Genomic DNA, 18551 nt, shown 5'->3' on the forward strand with positions numbered 1-18551 from the left:
AATACGCAAGTCCATGCTAGGACAAAGCCTGACCGACCTCAAGAAATTTCAACATAGCAATATGCTAGTGAGTTTGCCCGGTGTTTTCCATGCTCGCGGGCGGCGCCGCTGATTGTTTGGCGATCTCGTCGTGCGCGCTGTGCATGACGATCTCGAAGGCCTGCTCGAAATCGCTCAACAGTTGCGGCAACGCGGTTTCCCGCTCTCTGAGACGCTCCTCCAGCGCCGTCGCCGCCTTAAAAAGATCGGGCGCGGAAATGTTTCCAGCCGCGCCACGGATCTTGTGTACAAGTTCGGCCGCCCGGGCCAGATCGCCGGCGTCGATTGCATCATGAATGTGTTGCAAAATGGCGCCGAAGTCGTGGGCGAACAGGCTCAAAAGCCGCGTCAGCAGGGCGCTGTGGCCGCCGAGGCGTTCCAGCGCGGCGTTCATGTCGATGCCCGGGCGCGCGCTTGGCGGCGCCGCCGGCGGCAGGCCCGCGCCGCGCGGCGCGTCCGGCTCGTCGATCGGCGCGCGTGCCGCATCGTGCTCCACCCAGGTCGCCAGCACGGCGTACAGCGTGTCCGGATCGATAGGCTTGGTGACGTAGTCGTTCATGTCCATGTTCAGGCAGCGCTCGCGGTAGCCGGCCACCGCGTGCGCCGTCATGGCGATGATCGGCAGCGCGGCGTGGCGTTCGTCGGCGCGGATCAGCGCCGTGGCCTGGTAGCCGTCCATGTCGGGCATTTGTATGTCCATCAGCACCGCGTCGTACTGGCGCGCGTGGACCATGCGCGCCGCCTCCTCGCCGCTGGCGGCCAGGTCGACCCGGACCCCGGCGCGCTGCAGGATTTCGCTCGCCACCTGCTGGTTGATGCTGTTGTCGTCGACCACCAGTACAAGCGCGCCGCGTATGCGCTGGACCGCGAACGAGGGCGGGGCGGGCAGCTTGACGGCGGGCTGTCCGGCGTCCAGGCCGAGCGCCGTCATGATCGCGCTGCGCAGCAGGTAGGGATTGGCCGGCTTGTCGATGAAGGGCATGCGGCGGGTCTGTTCGGCGGCCTCGATATTGTGCTCGCGCGCGTAGGCGGTGACCATGAGGATGGCCGGCGGCACGGCCAGCGCCGGGTCGGCGCCGATGCGGCGCAGCGTTTCGATGCCGTCCAGCTCCGGCATGTCGGCGTCGATCAGCAGGATGTCGTACGGTTCCAGCTGCAGCGCGGCCAGCGCCGCCGCGCCGGAGGCCACGGCGCGCGCCTGCAGTCCAAGGCCGCCCAATTGGATCTGCAGCATGTGGCGCGCCGCTTCGCAATCGTCGGCCACCAGCACGCGCTTGCCGAGCGCCTGCGCCGGAACCGGTAACAGGCGCGGCGTCTGGTCGGCGGCCGGTTGCAGCTGCACGGTGAAACTGAAGCTGCTGCCGACACCGGGCTCGCTGTCGACGGCGATCACGCCGCCCATTTTGCGCACCAGCTGCTGCGAGATCGCCAGTCCCAATCCGGTGCCGCCGTAGAGCCGCGTGGTGCTGGCGTCGGCCTGGGCGAAGGCCTGGAACAGGCGCGCCTGCTGCTCGCCGCTGATGCCAAGGCCGCTGTCTTCCACCGTGAAGCGCAGCGCGAACGCGCCGGGGACCACGTCGGCGGCGGCCAGGTTCGGGTCCAGCTCGACCCGCAGTTCGATGTGGCCGCGCACGGTGAACTTGAGCGCGTTGCCCACCAGGTTGACCAGGATCTGGCTCAGTCGCAGCGGGTCGCCCAGCAGGTTGGCCGGCACGTCCGGGGCCGACCAGATCACCAGTTCCAGACCCCGTTCGGCGGCGCGCCACGAGAACAGGTCGGCCAGCTGGTTGAGCGTGTCGGGAAGGTCGAAGGGCAGGGCCTCCAGTTCCAGCTTGCCCGATTCGATCTTGGAGAAGTCCAGCACATCGTTGATGATCTCGAGCAGGCTTTGTCCCGCGCGGCCGATCTTGCGGAAGTAGTCCAGCGGTTGCGGCGGCAGGTCGAGGTGGGTGCCAAGTCCGGCGAAGCCGAGGATGGCGTTCATCGGCGTGCGGATCTCGTGGCTAATGTTGGCCAGGAACTCGCTCTTGGCGCGGGTGGCCGCTTCGGCGTTGGCGCGCGCCTGCTCGATCATGCGCAGCGCCCGCGCCTTCTGGTAGGCCGACACGAACGGCTCCTTCAGCGCCTTGAGCAGATCGAGGTCGCTCGCTTCGAACTTGGTCTGGTACTGGTAGTTCTCGAAGATCAGATAGCCCTCGACCTGGCCGTCGATCACCACGCGCACCGCCAGCATCGCGCAGACGTCGCCCGGCAGCGAATTGTGATGGTAGATTTCGAAGATGTCCGGCGCGATCATGGATTCGGGCGGGGCGTAGCGCAGCTCCGCCTGGCGCAGGTCGATGCTGTAGGCGTCGGCGGCGGCGTCGATGCGGCCCCAGGCCGCGCGCAAGGTCAGCGTCTCGGTGCCGGCTTCGCGCACCAGCGCCAGGGCCGAATCGATGCCCTTGATGACGGTGGATTCCTGCAGGATGGTCTGCAGCAGCGCGTCGAAGTCCAGCTGCTCGTTGATCGATTTGACGATGGCGTTGAGTTTTTCCAGATGCCGGGTGCGCGAGTAGACCAGCGCCTGCAGGACCTCGCCCTTGTTGTGCAGTTGTCTGACGCGCCAGCGCACCAGCGCCCATGCCAGCAGGCCGGCGGCCAGCAGGTAGCCGGTCCGGGCCCACCAGGTCTGGTGCCAGGCCGGCAGCACCACCACCCGCAGCGACAGTTCATCGACGTTCCACAGGCCCTCGCGGTTGCTGCCGCGCAGGCGCAGGCGGTAGGTGCCGGGCGGCAGGCTGTTGTAGCTGGCCACGCGGCGGCTGGCGTCGGCCTCGGTCCAGCGGCGGTCGAAGCCCTCCAGCAGATAGGCGTAGCGGTTGCGTTGTGGCGCGGAGTAGTCCAGCGCCGCCAGTTCCACCTCGAAGTTCTGGGTGTCGGGCGTCAGGGTCAGGGTCGGACCTTCGGGGGCGCTGAGCTGGTCGGGCGTGAGCGCGCGCTGGTCGACCCGCACGGCGCTGATCACCAGCGGCGGACGATAGGCCCAGTCGTTCAGGCGCGCGGAGTCCACCACCGCCATGCCGGAGGTGGCGCCGAACAGCAGATCGCGTTCGTTGGTGACGGTGCTGGCGCCGATGAAGAAGGTGCGGAACGCCAGCCCGTCGGCGCGGGCCAGCGCGCGCGCCTTGAGCGTGGTGGCGTCGACCACGGCGATGCTGTCCGAAGTGGCGGCCCAGATGCGGCCGGCGGGGTCCGACTGCAAGGCCATGATGGTGCCGGTCGACAGTCCCTCGGCGACGCCCACCCGTTCGAACACCGGCGCGCCCCTGGCATCGCGCCCGGTCATCACGCAGATGCCGCCGCCGTAGGTGCCCACCCAAAGCCGGCCGCGCCCGTCGATCACCAGCGAACTGATAACGGCCTCGGAGAGCGCGGTGGGGAGGGCCGGCGCGGCGTGGATCTGCTCCACCTTGCCGGTCGCCGGATCGAGGCGATTGAGGCCGTTGCGGGTGGCGATCCACAGCGCGCCGTCGGCATCGGGGATCACGGCGTGGATGCGGTTGTCGGTCAGCCCGCCGCCCTCCGGCGGTCCCTGGACGTAGCGCTTGATGGTGCCGGCGGCGACATCGTAGCGCAGCAGTCCTTCGAAAGTGCCGAGCCAGAGCTGGCCGTCGCGCTTCAGGATGGTGCCGATGCGCGGATACTGGTTTTCCTGCGGCAGGGCGATGCGTTTGGCGGCCCGCCCGCCGCCCCGGGTGCGGTACAAACCGAGCTGGGTGCCGATCCAGGCCTCGCCGGGCTCCGCCTCGGCCAGCGCCAGCACCACGCGGTTGGGCAGCGCCGTTTCCGGCTGGTGCGGGTCGGGGCGCAGCGCCGCGCGCCGGGTGCCGTCGGTCGCCACGATGTCGATGCCCTGGTCGGCCAGCGCGATCCACACCTCGCGGCGGCTGTCGGTCATCAGCGCGGTGACGGCCGCCTCCAGCTTGCCCTCGCCGCCGAACACCGAGTCGATGCTCTCGCTGTGCGGATCGTGGATGTCGACGCCGCGCTCGGTGCTGACCCAGATCATGCCGCTGCGGTCGCGCAGCAGCGCGGCGGTGCGGTCGTTACTGAGGCTGAGCGGCACCGCCGGCTGGTGCAGTATGCGGTTGCTGCGGCCCGTGGCGGTGTGATACTCGACGATGCCGCCGCCGTAGGTGCCGGCCCACCAGGTGCCCGGCGTGCTCTCGGCGACCGACAGCACCATGTTCGATTCCATGTCCTTGACGCCCTTGAGCGCGACCAGCTGACCCCTGTCGGCCAGCGGATCGACCGTGCCGATGCCGCTTTTGAGCGTGCCGAAAGCGATCTGTCCCCGGCTGTTCTCGCCCAGCGCCATGACGGTGTCGCTCCAGCCGCCCTGGCCGGCGGCGCCGACCGGAATGGCGGCGATGGCGCCGCCGGGTTTCATCCGCGCCAGTCCGGTGCCGGTACCGATCCACAGGTTGCCCGAACGGTCCGCCAGCAGCGCGCGGACCTGGTTGTCCGGCAGGCCCGGCGCGGTCTCGCGGGTATGGCTAGTCACGGTGCCGGCGATGGCGTCGTAGAATTTGAGGCCGGCGGGCGTGCCTATCCACAGATTGCCCTTGGCGTCGCTGGCGATCGCGCTCACCAGGCCATGGCTCAACTCCTCGTTGAGGCGGACGAAGTGTTCCTTGCGATTGTCGTACATCGCCAGGCCGGCGGCGGCGGTGCCGACCCACAGGCGGCCGCGCGCGTCGACGTGCAGGGTTTGAATGAAATCGCCGGGAAGGCTGGTGGGGTCGGTGGCGTTGTGGTGGAAGCTGCGCACGCGGTAACCGTCCCAGCGCGCCAGCCCGCTCTGCGTGCCGATCCAGATGTAGCCGTCGCCGTCCTGCGCCAGCGCCATGCTGACCGGATGCGGCAAGCCTTGTTCGAGTCCGAGATGTTCAAACAGCGGGGTGGCCAATTTATCCCAGCGCTCGGCGCCGGCCCGGGCGGGGCCGAACGACATCGCGCCGGCCAGAAGGCACAGGCATGCCGCCGGCGCGAAGGCGACACGGGACAGCGGGACGACACAGCATAGCCGAAAAAGTCGACAAAGGGCGGCGATACAGGCATGCGGTGATAGGGCGTGGGCGTTCAAATCAGGGCACTCTCCCGGCAAGTGATTATCAGCATACGGAATAGCCGGCCGAAAGTCCATGCTTGCGGCGCGAATTCGCCGCCGCTTGTACAATCGCCGTCAGCATCGCCTTACAAGGAATTACCCTCCCTATGAAACCGTCGCTATGAAGCAGTCGCTATGAGACCGTCGCTATGAAACCTCAATTACTGGTGCTGGCCGCCAGCCCCTCCGCCTCCGTCATGGAGCAACTGGACGTCCACTTTGAATGCCACCACGCCTGGCGCCAGCCGCGCGAGACGCAGCCCAATTACATACGCGGCGTGGCCGCCGGTGTGCGCGGCCTGCTGACCACCGGCGCGATCGGCGTCGGCCCGGCGCTGCTGGAGCAGTTGCCGGCGTTGGAAATCGTCGCCGTCAACGGCATCGGCACCGACGCCGTGGCGCTGGAGGCGACCCGCGCGCGCGGCATTGCCGTCACCAATACCCCCGGCGTGCTGACCGACGACGTGGCCGATCTGGCACTGACGTTGTTGCTGGCGGCGGCGCGGCGACTGCCGGCGCTGGACCGCTACGTGCGCAGCGGCGCCTGGGAGGCGGGGCAGCCGCTGGCGCCCACGCGCGCCTTGCGCGGCAAGGTCTGCGGCGTGTTCGGCTTCGGCCGCATCGGCCAGGCGGTGGCCGCGCGTGCCGAGGCGTTCGGCATGCGCACGCTGTACTTCCAGCCGCGCGCGATCGCCGGCGTGCCGCAGGAGCGCAGCGCCTCCCTGCTGGAGCTGGCGCGGGCGAGCGACTATCTGGTGGTGTGCGCCCCCGGTGGCGCCGCCACCCGGCACGCGGTGGACGCGCAGGTGCTCGCGGAGCTGGGGGCGGAGGGCACGCTGGTGAATATCGCGCGCGGTTCGCTGGTGGACCAGCAGGCGTTGATCGAGGCGCTGCGCGAAGGCGCGCTGGGGATGGCGGCGCTCGACGTGTTCGACGACGAGCCACGCGTTCCGGCCGCGCTGCGCGAGCTCGATAACGTGGTGCTGGCGCCGCACGTGGGCAGCCTGACGGTGGAGACCCGCCACGCGATGGGGCAACTGGTGGTGGATAACCTGGTGGCGCATTTCGAAGGGCGCGCGCTTCCCACTCCCGTGGTATAAATTGCCGCGTGGTAATTATGGTGTCATATTCGTCGCGTATAGTGATTGATGTCGGTGTTATAACATTAATTACTCGGAAGAACTGTCGCGATGAAACTCCCTCAATTGAAGACCGGCGCGCGCGTGCTGGCGTCTTTCGCCATGCTGCTGTTCGCGATGGCCTGCATGTCGGCCGTGTCGCTGTGGCGCCTGCAATCGGCCAACGACACCGCGTCCAACCTGGTCGATGAAAAGCTGGCCAAGCAGCAGCTGACGTCCGAGCTGCTGGGCGTGGCCGAGCTCAATGGGCTGCGGGCGATTTCAATCGCCCGCAGCGACAGCCTGGAAGTGGGCGACATCTTCCATGCGCAGCTGGTCGCCGGTGAAAAGGTGGCGGCGGCGATGGACCGCCAGTTGGCCGCCATGCCGGCGGACGGCGTGGAACACGAGCTGCTGCGCGCCGTCGGCGCCAGGCGGGCGGCGTACGCGGCCCTGCGCGCCGACTTGTTCAAATTGAAGGACGGCGGACGGATACAGGAGGTGAGCGACTTGCTCGACACCCGCCTCGCCGCCGCCTTCGGCGCGTACACCGGCGCGCTGCAAAAACTGCTGGCGTATCAAACGCAGGAGGCCAGGACGATGGCGGCGCTGTCGGCCAGCCAGTATCGAAGCAGCCGCGCGCTGCTGATCGGGCTCGGACTGGCCACCCTTGCATTGGGCGCGGTGCTGGCGCTGATGCTGACGCGCAGTATCGTGCGTCCGCTGACGCGGGCGGTGGCGCTGGCCGAACAGGTGGCGGCCGGCGAGCTGCATGCCGTCATCGAGCATGGACGCGGCGACGAGATCGGCCAACTGTTCGACGCGTTGAGCCACATGACGGGCCGCCTGGCCCACACCGTCGGCCGGGTGCGCGACGGCGCGGTGGCGATCGACTCGGCCTCGCGCGAGATCGCCAACGGCAATATGGATCTGTCGCGCCGCACCGAACATCAGGCCGGGGCGCTGCAGGAGACCGCGTCGGCGATGGTGCAACTGACGTCGGCGGTGCGCGAAAACAGCGGTAACGCGCGCCATGCCAACGCGCTGGCCTTGTCGGCGTCGGAGGTGGCGGGCAAGGGCGGCAAGGTGGTGTCCGAAGTGGTGCGCACGATGGCCGGCATCAACGACTACGCGCACAAGATCGTCGACATCACCGGCGTGATCGACAGCATCGCCTTCCAGACCAATATCCTGGCGTTGAACGCCGCCGTCGAAGCGGCGCGCGCGGGCGAGCAGGGACGCGGCTTCGCGGTTGTGGCCTCCGAGGTGCGCAATCTGGCGCAGCGTTCGGCGGCGGCGGCCAAGGAGATCAAAAAGCTGATCAACGACTCGGCCGAACAAATCGCCAGCGGCAGCGTGCTGGCCGAAAACGCCGGCGCGACGATGGACGAAATCGTACTGAGCGTGCGCAAGGTGACCGCCATCATGGCCGCGATCAGCACCGCCAGCGCCGAGCAGGAACACGGCATCGGGCAGGTCACCACCGCCATCGGCGAGATGGACGGCGTCACGCAGCAGAACGCCGCGCTGGTGGAGGAGGCGGCAGCGGCGGCGGCAGCGATGCAGGCGCAAGCGAAGGAACTGGCGCAACTGGTGGGCTCCTTCAAAATCGACGCCACCAGCGCAAAACCACCGATGTCAACGAAACCAAGTATACCCAGGATCCACGTAGGGCGGATTAGCGCAGCGTAATCCGCCAATGCGTGCATGTCGACGACCCATGCACCGGCCGATATTGCTGTAAACTAGGAGAGCTCAGCACCACTAACTCTCCCGAACCATCCATGTCCGCTCCCAAATCCCCCTCCGGCACCCCGCCCATGTTCAACCTGGCGTGGCCGCTGCTGGTCGAACTGGGATTGGCGATAGGCGCCGGCGTGGTCGGCACCGCGCTGGCCTCGCGCATCTCCGACGCCGCCGGCGGCGCCTTCGCGATCGCCAGCCAGGTCTCGGCCACTTTGTTCATCCTGTTCCGCATCATCGGCGCCGGCGTCAGCGTGGTGGTCACGCAAAATCTCGGCGGCGGCCAGCGTGACGCCGCCGACAATGTCGCCCGCGCGGTGGTCGGCGCCAGCACCTGGCTCGGCGCGGTCGCCGCGCTCGCGGCGCTGGTTGGCGCCAACGGCCTGCTGCACCTGCTCAACGCGCCGCCCGAGGTCTTCCCGCTGGCCGCGCCGCTGTTGATGGCGCTGGCGCCATCGCTGCTGTTCGACGCCTGGAACGCCTCCATGGCCAGCGTGATGCGCGCCCATCTGCGCACGCGCGACACCTTGCTGGTGCTGATCGCCATGCACGTCAGCCACCTGGCGCTGGCCATTCCGCTGATGTACGGCTGGGGACCGGTGCCCGCCATGGGCCTGCCCGGATTCGCGGCGGCGCTGGCGGTCAGCCGCGCCATCGGCCTGGCGCTGCACCTTTGGCTGTGGCGCATCCACCTTGGCGTCACGCTGGTGCGCAGCGACTGGTGGCGCCTGCCGCGCCGCGAGCTGGCGGCGGTGCTGCATATCGGCCTGCCCGGCGCGGCCGAGAATATCGCCTACCGCCTGGCGTTCATGTTCAGCGTGGCGACGGCGGCGAAACTGGGCGCCACCGCCCTGGCGACCCAGGCCTACGTGCTGCAGTTGATGGGCGGGGTGATGATGTTCAGTATCGCAACCGGCCTGGCGGTGGAGATTGTGGTCGGCTACCTGATCGGCGCGGGCGACCTGCGCGAGGCGCACGCCGTGGTGCGGCGCGCGCTGAAGATCGGATTGGTGGCGTGCGTGGCGATCGCCGCCGCCGCCGCGCTGGCCGGGCGCTGGTTGCTGGGATGGTTCACGCAGGACCAGCAGATCATCGACGCCGGCATCGCGCTGTTGTGGATCACGGTGCTGCTGGAGCCGGGCCGCACCTTCAACCTGGTGGTGATCAACGCGCTGCGCGCGGCCGGCGACGCCCGTTTTCCGGTAATGGCGGGCGCCTTGTCGATGCTGCTGGTACTGGCCGGCGGCAGCTGGGTGCTGGGCGTGGTGCTGGGCTGGGGCCTGGTCGGCGTGTGGATCGCCTACGTCGCCGATGAATGGATACGCGGCTTGATCATGTGGCATCGCTGGCAAACCCACGCCTGGGTGCCGCACGCGCGGGCCTCGCGCAAGCGGCTGCGGCCCGTGATCGTGGTCGAGGGATAAAAAAACGCCCGGCTGCGGCCGGGCGTTTTTTATCGCGCATCGTTACTGCACGGTGAGGATCACTTTGACCGTGTCGTCGACCTGCGATTTCTCGATATAGCCGATGGCGCTGGGGTCGGCCGCCACGGCTTTCTTCACTTCGGCGCTGGACGCGTATTCCTTGGGCGCGCTGGCCTTGCCGGTGAAGACCAGCTTCGACCAGATGGCCTTGACCTGCGTCGCGTCCTTGTCCAGCACCTTTTTATAGAACTCGTTGCGCAGCGCGCCGTCGGTGTGTTCGACGGGCGTGAACAAGGTCGATTTACCGAGGAAGAACTGGCCCGCCTGTTCGCTGAACATGCGCGTGGCCGGGTTCTTCGGATTGACGATCACCACGATCTCCGCCGCGAACGAAGGCGCGGCGAACGCGCACACACCCGCCGCCAGCAGCAGCTTGCCGATAGTCGTTTTCATGTGGTTCTCCTTAGAAGACGAAATCGATGGCGGCGGCGTAGACATTCACCGTGCTGCCGGCGAAGCCGGGCTTGGGGTTGGTGAAGTAGCCGTCGCCGTCACGCGTCTTGACGCGGTCCATCTGCACCTTGAACGCGGCCGACTTGTAGAAGTCCCAGCGCAAGCCGATCGCAGTGCTCGATTGCAGCCCCACCTTGAGCGCGGCGTTGGCGCCGGCCGCCAGCGGCGCCAGAGGACCGGTGGTGGGCAGCGTCGAGAAGTTGCGGATGCTGTCCTGTTTCACGTCGCCGTGCATCACGAACGGCACGAATTTTCCCCAGCGGTATCCCAGCATCACGTACCAGGAGGTGGTGTCGTGCACCAGGCGGCTGTCGGTCTTGCGCTTGGCGAATTCCGTCATGCCGATGATGTTGTTGTAGTCCATGCTGATGCCGGCCGAATTGAACGTTCCCTTGACGTCGCGTGACGGGATTTGTGCCAGCAGGCCGGTCAAATTCAGCGCGGTGAAGGAATTGGTGAGGACCGTCACGTTCGGGCTGCCATCGATGGTGAACTTCGTGCGCGAGTGGCCGAGCCGGTAGGTGAATGGGCCATTCTCGAGCAGGATTTGCGCGGCCATGGTGCGCTTGAAGTCGACATCGAATCCCTCCGACAGCCGCACCGTGGTGTTGCCGAGGCCCAGTTGGGCGGTGACGGTGCTGTCGCCGAAACTATGCTGGTAAGTGATGTCGCCGCCGTCGACGCTGTCGAACGGCACCTGGCGATACACCTCGGTCGGCGGGCGAAGCATGGTGTTGGCGTAGCCGACGTTGCGCACATCGGAGATCATGTAGACCGGCAGGCCGACGCGGCCCAGCCGCACCGAGAAATCGTCGTTGAGCTTGAACTTGGCGAAGGCCCAAGTCAACTCGGCGCCGTAGCTGTCTTCATCGCCGTACTTGCGCACCAGGCCTTGGGCGGTGAACGAGATGGTGTCGCTCAATTTCCCGGTAACCTGCAGTCCAAGATTGGAATCGACGCCGGTGCGCCAATCCTTGCCCGCGCCGCTGGCCTGGTTCAGACGTGTAAATTCCGCGCCATCGGTGTCGGTCCGCGTGACAGCGCCGGTACCGAAACCGCTAATCGTGATCGGCAGGCTGTCCTGGGCGTAGGCCGTGGCGCAAAAGGCGCCAAGGATCGCCAGCGCCATCAGCGATTTCATCGCGGGATTCAACACTGGATTGCTGACTAAAGTGCGGTTTGCAAGCTTGGTTTGTTTCATTGGGTACCCTCCGGTGGTTGCGTCTGGACGTTTTGGTTGTCCTGATCGTCCTTTTTAGTGTGGCCCGGAAGGCATTGATTTGGGTTAAATTTATACGGAAATGTCACAATTTCGTTGTTCATGGGCAACGACTTGCGATATGGGATCGCTATCATGTGACTGAAACGGCAAGCTTTCCCAAGCCATGTCTACGATTTCTGGCACGGTCGCCGGTGCCGGGCGGCGCCGGGTCATGACACAAATTCCGGAGGACGAGGGACGGGCAGGGAAGGCGCTTTAACGGCCGTCGGCGGACGGTGTCGCGGGCAGGTTGCGCACGATGGCGCGCAGCATTTCCTCGACGTCGATCGGCTTGGCGATGAAGTCGTTCATGCCCGAAGCGATGCATTGCTCGCGTTCCGAGGCCATCACGCCGGCCGTCATCGCCAGCACTGGCAGCGTCAGTTTCAGTTCGGAGCGGATCAGGCGCGTCGCCTCGAAACCGTCCATTTCCGGCATCTGCACGTCCATCAAAACCAGGTCGTAGCGATGCGACTCGGTGCGCAGCAGGTCGACCGCCTGGCGGCCATTCTCGACCGAGTCGATGCTGGCGCCGGCGTAATCGAGCATGCTCTTGGCGACCAGTTGATTGATCGGATTGTCCTCGACCAGCAGGATACGCACGCCGTCGACGCGCAGGCCGGGGGGCGGCGGCTGGTCCGCCTCGGTGGGGGGCGCGGAACCCGGCGCCGCGGGATCGCCTGCATCCTTCTTGTCGGCCACCGCCGCCTCGCGGGCGGCGCGCGCCAGCCGCACGGTATCGTGCAGGCGTTGGCCGGTTACGGGTTTGAGCAGCACCGCATCGGCGCTTTGGGCGCCGCCGGCGTGCAGCAGCTTGCCCTGGCCGAAGGCGCTGACCATCAGGACGATGGGCGGCGCGACGGGGCCGGCCGCCCGTATCGCCTCCATCGTTTCCAGGCCATCCATGTCCGGCATGTTCCAGTCCACCAGCACGGCGCCGTAGCGGCCGGCCGAGCCGCGCAACAACGTCAGCGCCTGCTCGCCCGAGCCGGCGCAGTCGCAGCGCCAGCCTTGCGCGCGTATCGTTTTGTACAGGTAGCGCGCGCTGGTCGGATCGTCGTCCACCACCAGCAAATGCAGCGCGGGCAGGCCGGCCGCGTCGTCGGCCGCTGCGTCGGCGCGCAGCATCGGCACCGTCAGCATGAATTCGCTGCCGACACCAGGCGTGCTGCGCACCTCGATCGCGCCGCCCAGCAAGGCGGCGATGCGGCGCGAGATCGCCAGTCCAAGGCCGGTGCCGCCGAAGCGGCGCGTCATCGAGGCGTCGGCCTGGGAAAAGGGCGCGAACAACTGCGCCAGGCTGTCGGCCGGAATGCCGATGCCGCTGTCGCTGACGGTGAAGCGCAGCGTGGCCGGAGCGCCGGCCGCCTGGTCGATGCCGGAGGCGCCGGGCGTGCCGGCCACCAGCTCCACCAGCACCGCCACCGAGCCTTTTTCGGTGAACTTGATGGCGTTGCCGACCAGGTTGACAAGGACCTGCTGCAGCCGGTGGCCGTCGCCGACCAGCGCCTGCGGCACGCCGGGCTCGATGCCGATGGCCAGTTCCAGGTCCTTCTCGCCGCCGTTGACGGTCATGATGTTGGCCAGCGCCTCCAGCACCGCGCCGAGCTGGAACGGCGCCGGCGACAGCTCCATGCGGCCCGCCTCGATCTTGGAGAAGTCCAGCACGTCGTTGAGGATGCCGAGCAGCGAGTTGCCGGACGTCCGTATCATCTCCAGGTACTTTTGCTGGTCGGCCGACAGCGGCGTGTTGTTCAGCAAATGCGTCATTCCCAGCACGGCGTTGAGCGGGGTGCGGATCTCGTGGCTCATGTTGGCTACGAACTCGGTCTTGGCCCGGCTGGCCGCTTCGGCCAGGTCGCGCGCGGCGATCAGCGAGCGTTCCGACTCGCGCAGCGCGCCGGTCATTTGCCGCGCCAGCGCGGTGGCGTAGACGTGGCGCGCGGTCAGCGCCCGCACCACGCCGAAGAATAGCAGGCTGATGATGACGCCGGCCAGCAGCACGATGTGCGATTTCTGGCGGTCGATGGAGCGCTCGAAGGCCGGCAGCGACGTGAAACGCAGCGTCCAGCGGTGCTGCAGCAGTTCGAGCGGCATCTCGCGCGCGAATGGATTGGGATAGTGCAAACGGTCGTCCGCGGTGCGGTCGGCGGCGCTGGCGTACAGGCGCGCCTTGGCGTCGGCCTCGTCGCCGTCGAAGATCTCCAGCCGGATCGCGTGCGCGCCCGCGTGGTTCTCCCCGTGCCCGCCCGCGCCGAGCAAGTCGCGCATCAATTCCGCAGCCAGGATCGGGCTGTAGGCGTAACCCTGCAGCGCCGCCATGCGCTGCTCCGGTGTCGCGGCGGCGGACAATCCCGCCTGTTTGCGGTACACCGGAAAATACATGAGGAAGCCCGGCTGGTGCCCGTCCCGGGCGCTCTGCACCAGCTCCACCTTGGCGCTCAGCGCCGGCATGCCCGAGCGCGCGGCGTTGCGCAGCGCCACCTTGCGGATCGGTTCGGAAAACATGTCGTAGCCGAAGGCGCGGCGATTGCGCTCGTCGAACGGCTCCAGGTACAGCACCGCCACCGAGGACGGCGGCGGGTGCGCCGCCGAATCGAGCGACCAGACGCGGAACTCGGGATAGCCCTCCTGGCGTACCTGGCGCTCCAGCCCCGCGCGCTGGTCGTGGCGCAGGAAAATTCCATAGCCCAGCCCCATCACGCCGGGGAAGTTGTTTGCCAGGTCCAGGCCGGCGGCGAAGTCGCGCCACTGGGTGCGGGTCGGCTCCTGCTCGGCATTGAACAGCGCCTGGGCGCCGCGCAGCCCCGATTCGTAAAGCGTCATGCGCTGGACGATGCTGCGCGCGATTTCGGCGGCCTCCGCGTCGAACCGCTCGCGCGCGCGGCGCTCGGTGTCCACCGCCACCAGGTGCCACACCAGAACCGTCAGGCCCACCCCCACCAGCAAGGTCGCCCATTGCGCGGCGCTGTGTTCCGGGACGCTGGTCTGCAGCCGTTTGCGTTCGCTGGCGTCGGCGCTCAGCACCAGGCCAATCAGGCTGCACAACACGATGAAGCTGTCGAGCGAGATCAGCGCGTCGTTCAGGGTGCCTGCCGCGAACGGACCGAGGCCGCTGACGGTGCCCAGCACCGCGCCGGCGGCGGCGCACATGTACACGGCGCTGGCGCCGCGCAGGCCGTAGCGGTAGGACGCCCAGGCCACGCACAGCACGAACAGATAGGGCAGCCATCCGAGGTGGTCGTGCGGCGAATAGGCGCGGAAGAACACCATGGCGATCAGCGCCAGCAACGCCGCCAAGGACAGCGCCACCTCCAGCGCGCCACGCCAGCGCCGGGCCAGCGACCGGTCCGTCCACCAGACGATGATCGCCGGCGTCACCAGCAGCACCCCGGCGGTGTCGCCGACCCACCAGGTCAGCATGACGGTGGCGTAGGCGTCGGCGCCGGCCAGGCCGAAAAGCACCAGGGTGGTGGCGCCGATGCCGGCGCTCACCAGGCACATGGCCATGGCGACCAGTGCGAACTTGTAGACGTTTTGCAGTTGGCCTATCGGTTGCGTGACGTCGGCGTAGCGGCGTATCAGCCAGGTGCCGGCCAGCGCCTCGAGGGTGTTGCCGCCGGCGATGGCGCCCGATGCCAGCGCCACTACGCCGTCCAGTGGCAGGCCGTTGACGTGGAAGGTGGCGAGATTGGCGGCGAAGGCTCCCAGCATGATAGCCGGCCAGGCGCGGTAGCCGATCAACAGGATGGCGGCGAAGGCGATGCCGGACGGCGGCCAGACGGGGGTGGCGTTGGTGTTGGCGAAGGCCAGCAGCAGACTGGCGCGGGCCACCAGCGCGTAGCAAAGCGCCAGCAGCGCCAGCCCGACCAGCCTTTGTCGCGTGTCCGGCGCGCCGGCTCCCCCGGTCCAGGCGGAGACCAGGGAGCGCTCGGATGCGGCCGGGGAATCCGTATCGTGACCTACGCGCATGGCAGCATGTTTTGGATTATTTGAGTTGCACTTGTCCACTATATCGTATTTGCACCGGGGTTTGCGCCGGGTTTATACATTTCGCGCCACCGGTATGCATTTGGCGCCGTTTGGGCGCCGCTCGTCGCATCGGCCGGCGGCGGGACGCTCGCCTGGCTACAGTGGAATCCCGATTCATCCACCGCAACCGCCACATCCAACGGAGCCCGATATGACACGCCAGACCGCGACAGCCTTCCTTGCCTTCCTTTTCGCCGCAGCCAGCGCCTGCGCCAGCGCGGGCGACCTCACCATCACCGTCGAAGGCGTGGCCAGCGCCGATGGCCGGTTGATGGTCGCCTTGTACAACTCCGCCGAGACCTTTCGCGGCAAGCCGGCCCTGGCGCGGATGGCTCCCGCGTCGGCGGGCGCCGTCACGCTGGCGTTCAAGGAACTGCCTGCCGGCGACTACGCGTTCGCCGTCTATCACGACGCCAACGGCAACGGCAAACTGGATTTGAACGCTGTCGGCATGCCCGTCGAGGACTACGCCTTCAGCAACAACGCCATGGGCAACCGGAGCGCGCCGAGTTACGAGGACGCGCGCTTCCAGGTGCCGGCCGGCGGCGCCGCCGTTAGCGTCAACCTGCGCTGAAAGGGCGATGATGAACCAACGCCGTCAATTCCTTTTTCGTGGCGTCGGCCTTGCCGCCCTGGGTGCGTCCGCCCGACCGGCGCTTGCCGACAGCGGGACCTTCGGCCGTTTTCACCAGGCGCTCGAGCGCAATCCGCGTTTGTCCGTGTACGCCGATACCAGCGGCGAACAGGCGGGCCTGGCGCAGGTTTGGGGCAGCATGCCGCCGGACCTGAATGGCGTGTTCTACCGCAACGGGCCGGGACGTTTCGAGTTGGGCGGCGAGCGCTATCACCATTGGTTCGATGGCGACGGCTTTGCGCAGCGCTGGCAAGTCGGTGGCGGCAAGGTAGGTCATCGTGGGCGTTTCGTGTTGACGAAAAAATTCGAGGACGAGAGCAAAGCGGGGCGCTTCCTGTACCCGGTCTTCGGCACCGCGATCGCGCGCCGGGCGGTGAAGAACAATGACAGCGTCAACGTCGCCAATACCAATCTGCTGCCGTTCAACGGCGCCTTGTACGCGCTGTGGGAGGGCGGTTCGGCGATCGAACTCGATCCGGATACATTGGCCACGCGCGGCGTCAAGACCTGGCGCGCCGATTTGAAGGCCATGCCTTTCTCCGCCCATCCGAAGATGGACCCCGATGGCGGGCTGTGGAACTTCGGCAATCCGCCTGGAGGCGACCAGTTGGTCATCTATCGCCTGAACGCCGCCGGCGAAGTGACGCGCACCGCCATGGTGCCGGTGCCCAGCTTGAACATGGTGCACGACTTCGTCGTCAGCGGCCGCCATCTGATCTTCCTGGTGGCGCCATACGCCGTGCGCGCCGATGCCGGCCTCAGTCTGGCCGAGCGCATGCGATGGGACGGCGGCACGCGGCCGCTGCGCGCGGTCGTCATCGACAAGAATACGCTGGAACTGCGCCAGGTGTTCGAGCTGCCGGCGCGCTCCGTCTTCCACCTCGGGAACGCGTTCGAGGATGGCGGCTGCACGCGGCTGGACGCGGTGCTGCACGAAGGCGACGTCCTGCCCGATCCCGCGCTGCCGATGCGCGGAGACATGCGCGAGTACCGCGAGGCGCGCAGCGCCACGGTGCAGATCACGCTGGACTATGCCAGCGGCCAGGCGCGCGAGGCGCGGCTGTTCGGCGTCAGCGAGTTCCCGCGCGTGGCGCCGCAGGTGGTGTCGGCGCGCCATCGCAGGTTGGCGGTGCTTGGCGCCGACGGCGTGGGCAAGGATCTGATCCTGAACACCGTTAATCTGATCGACACCGACACCGGCAAGGCCGACAGCTATGCCTTCGGCGCCGGCTGGCAGGTGGAGGAGCATGTGCTGGTGCCCAGGCGCGGTGCGCGCTCCGAGACCGATGGCTATCTGGTCGGCGTCGCGCAGGACACGCGGCGCGGGCAAACGGTGCTGACCGTGTTCGATGCACACAACATCAAAGCCGGTCCGAGGGCTTTGGCGCGATTGTCCTATCGCGCGCCGGTTTGTTTTCATGGTAACTTTCTGGCCACATGAATATTACTCCCGACACCCTAAGCCGTAAGCAGCCGCCGATCGCCCATCCGCTCGAAGTCATCCCGGTTTTCCGGCGTTGGCCGTCCTCGGTGCCGCGCAACGTGCTCTATACGATTATCTTCAGCTGCCTGGTGGCCCTGGTGCTGACGGCGATCGACAAGACCCGGGGAGCGAGCGACCAGATGCTGCGCGCGAACTTTCCCGCCACGCTGTTGATCTCCAACTTGATCGGCGCGTTGGTGTATGGCGGGATGTTCGCGCTGAATCGCTCGCTGGACGGGTGGGTGGCGCGCCTGCGCGGTGTGCGGCGCATGCTTTTCTACGTGTCGCTGATGTCGGTCAGCGTGCCGCTCGGCATAAGCTTGGGCAATGTGCTGCTGCGGGGTGCCAGTCCTTTGGTGGTGTTGGCGCAGCGCGGGGTGTGGGTGTACTCGCTGGCGACGGCGGTGCTGGTCGCCGGCTTCATGTACCTGGTTCATCGCAGCGGGGAACGGCGGATGCAGCAGGCGATGGCCACGGCGCGCAACAATGAATTGATCGCGTCCAGCCAGCGGCTGCTGGCCGAGGCGCGCCTGCGCGCTTTGCAGGCGCAGATCGAGCCGCACTTTTTGTACAACACGCTGGCCAATGTGGTCGGCTTGATCGGCACGCAGCCGGCTCGCGCGCAGCATATGCTGGAACGGTTCATCGACTACCTGCGCGCCAGCCTGGCGGCCAGCCGTGGCGACCAGGCGACCCTGGCCAGCGAGGCGGCCATGCTGGCGGCGTATCTGGATGTGCTGGCGGTGCGCATGGGCGAGCGGCTGCGCTACCGCATCGACGTGCCGGACGATCTGCGCGGCTTCGCTATCGCGCCCATGCTGCTGCAGCCGGTGGTGGAGAACGCGATCACCCATGGCCTGGAGCCGAAAGTGGAGGGCGGCGAGATCGTCATCGGCGCGCGAGTGCTTGGCGACCGTGTGTGCGTGGAGATCAGCGACACCGGCGCCGGCCTGGCCGAATCGGGGGCGGCGTCGAAGAAGCATGGCGGCGGGGTGGGGTTGAGCAATCTGCGCGAACGCCTGGCCAGTTTGTACGGCGGCGCTGCTCGGGTAGAATTACTGGAAAATCAACCTTGCGGCATGACGGTGCGCCTGATGCTGCCTTTGAATGCGAGTCCGACATCGATACCTTCCACGCCCTGATAGCAGACGA

The 18551-nt window shown here is 67.4% G+C and carries 10 protein-coding genes; 6 read left to right on the plus strand and 4 right to left on the minus strand.

All coding sequences use genetic code 11. The annotated features are described in order from the left end of the window. Window positions 1–64 precede the first annotated feature (64 nt). The gene (locus NHH88_17315; protein ID USX11475.1) at window positions 65–5035 is read right to left on the minus strand and encodes a response regulator; all 4971 of its coding nucleotides are present in this window, start codon (window positions 5033–5035) and stop codon (window positions 65–67) included. 305 nt (window positions 5036–5340) lie between these two features. On the opposite strand from NHH88_17315, the gene NHH88_17320 reads away from it, so the two are divergent. The 3 genes from NHH88_17320 (at window position 5341) to NHH88_17330 (ending at window position 9476) form a co-directional block, all read left to right on the plus strand. Continuing rightward, window positions 5341–6291 (plus strand): 2-hydroxyacid dehydrogenase, encoded by a 951-nt coding sequence (locus tag NHH88_17320; protein USX11476.1) that lies wholly within the window; start codon window positions 5341–5343, stop codon window positions 6289–6291. A 90-nt stretch (window positions 6292–6381) separates the two neighbouring features. Continuing rightward, the gene (locus tag NHH88_17325; protein USX11477.1) at window positions 6382–8001 is read left to right on the plus strand and encodes a methyl-accepting chemotaxis protein; all 1620 of its coding nucleotides are present in this window, start codon (window positions 6382–6384) and stop codon (window positions 7999–8001) included. Window positions 8002–8093: 92 nt separating this feature from the next. Then, window positions 8094–9476, plus strand: coding sequence for an MATE family efflux transporter (locus NHH88_17330; GenBank protein USX11478.1), 1383 nt, complete (start codon window positions 8094–8096; stop codon window positions 9474–9476). A gap of 42 nt (window positions 9477–9518) precedes the next feature. Here the strand turns inward: NHH88_17330 and NHH88_17335 are convergent, their stop codons facing one another. From NHH88_17335 to NHH88_17345, 3 genes are all read right to left on the minus strand, one after another. Further along, window positions 9519–9929, minus strand: coding sequence for a hypothetical protein (locus tag NHH88_17335; GenBank protein USX11479.1), 411 nt, complete (start codon window positions 9927–9929; stop codon window positions 9519–9521). A 10-nt stretch (window positions 9930–9939) separates the two neighbouring features. After that, entirely contained in the window at window positions 9940–11190 is a 1251-nt protein-coding gene (locus tag NHH88_17340) for a porin (GenBank protein ID USX11480.1), read from the minus strand. Window positions 11191–11466: 276 nt separating this feature from the next. Further along, complete coding sequence (locus NHH88_17345; protein ID USX11481.1) at window positions 11467–15222, minus strand: CHASE domain-containing protein; 3756 nt, start codon at window positions 15220–15222, stop codon at window positions 11467–11469. 211 nt (window positions 15223–15433) lie between these two features. On the opposite strand from NHH88_17345, the gene NHH88_17350 reads away from it, so the two are divergent. From NHH88_17350 to NHH88_17360, 3 genes are read left to right on the plus strand one after another with little or no spacing between them, the layout of a single operon-like run. After that, complete coding sequence (locus tag NHH88_17350) at window positions 15434–15856, plus strand: DUF2141 domain-containing protein (protein USX11482.1); 423 nt, start codon at window positions 15434–15436, stop codon at window positions 15854–15856. Window positions 15857–15863: 7 nt separating this feature from the next. Further along, complete coding sequence (locus NHH88_17355) at window positions 15864–17357, plus strand: carotenoid oxygenase family protein (protein ID USX11483.1); 1494 nt, start codon at window positions 15864–15866, stop codon at window positions 17355–17357. Then, window positions 17354–18541, plus strand: coding sequence for a sensor histidine kinase (locus NHH88_17360; GenBank protein USX11484.1), 1188 nt, complete (start codon window positions 17354–17356; stop codon window positions 18539–18541). The genes NHH88_17355 and NHH88_17360 overlap by 4 nt, the downstream gene beginning before the upstream one ends. Window positions 18542–18551: the final 10 nt, after the last annotated feature.

The organism is Oxalobacteraceae bacterium OTU3CAMAD1 (assembly GCA_024123915.1).
Lineage (GTDB): Bacteria > Pseudomonadota > Gammaproteobacteria > Burkholderiales > Burkholderiaceae_D > Rugamonas.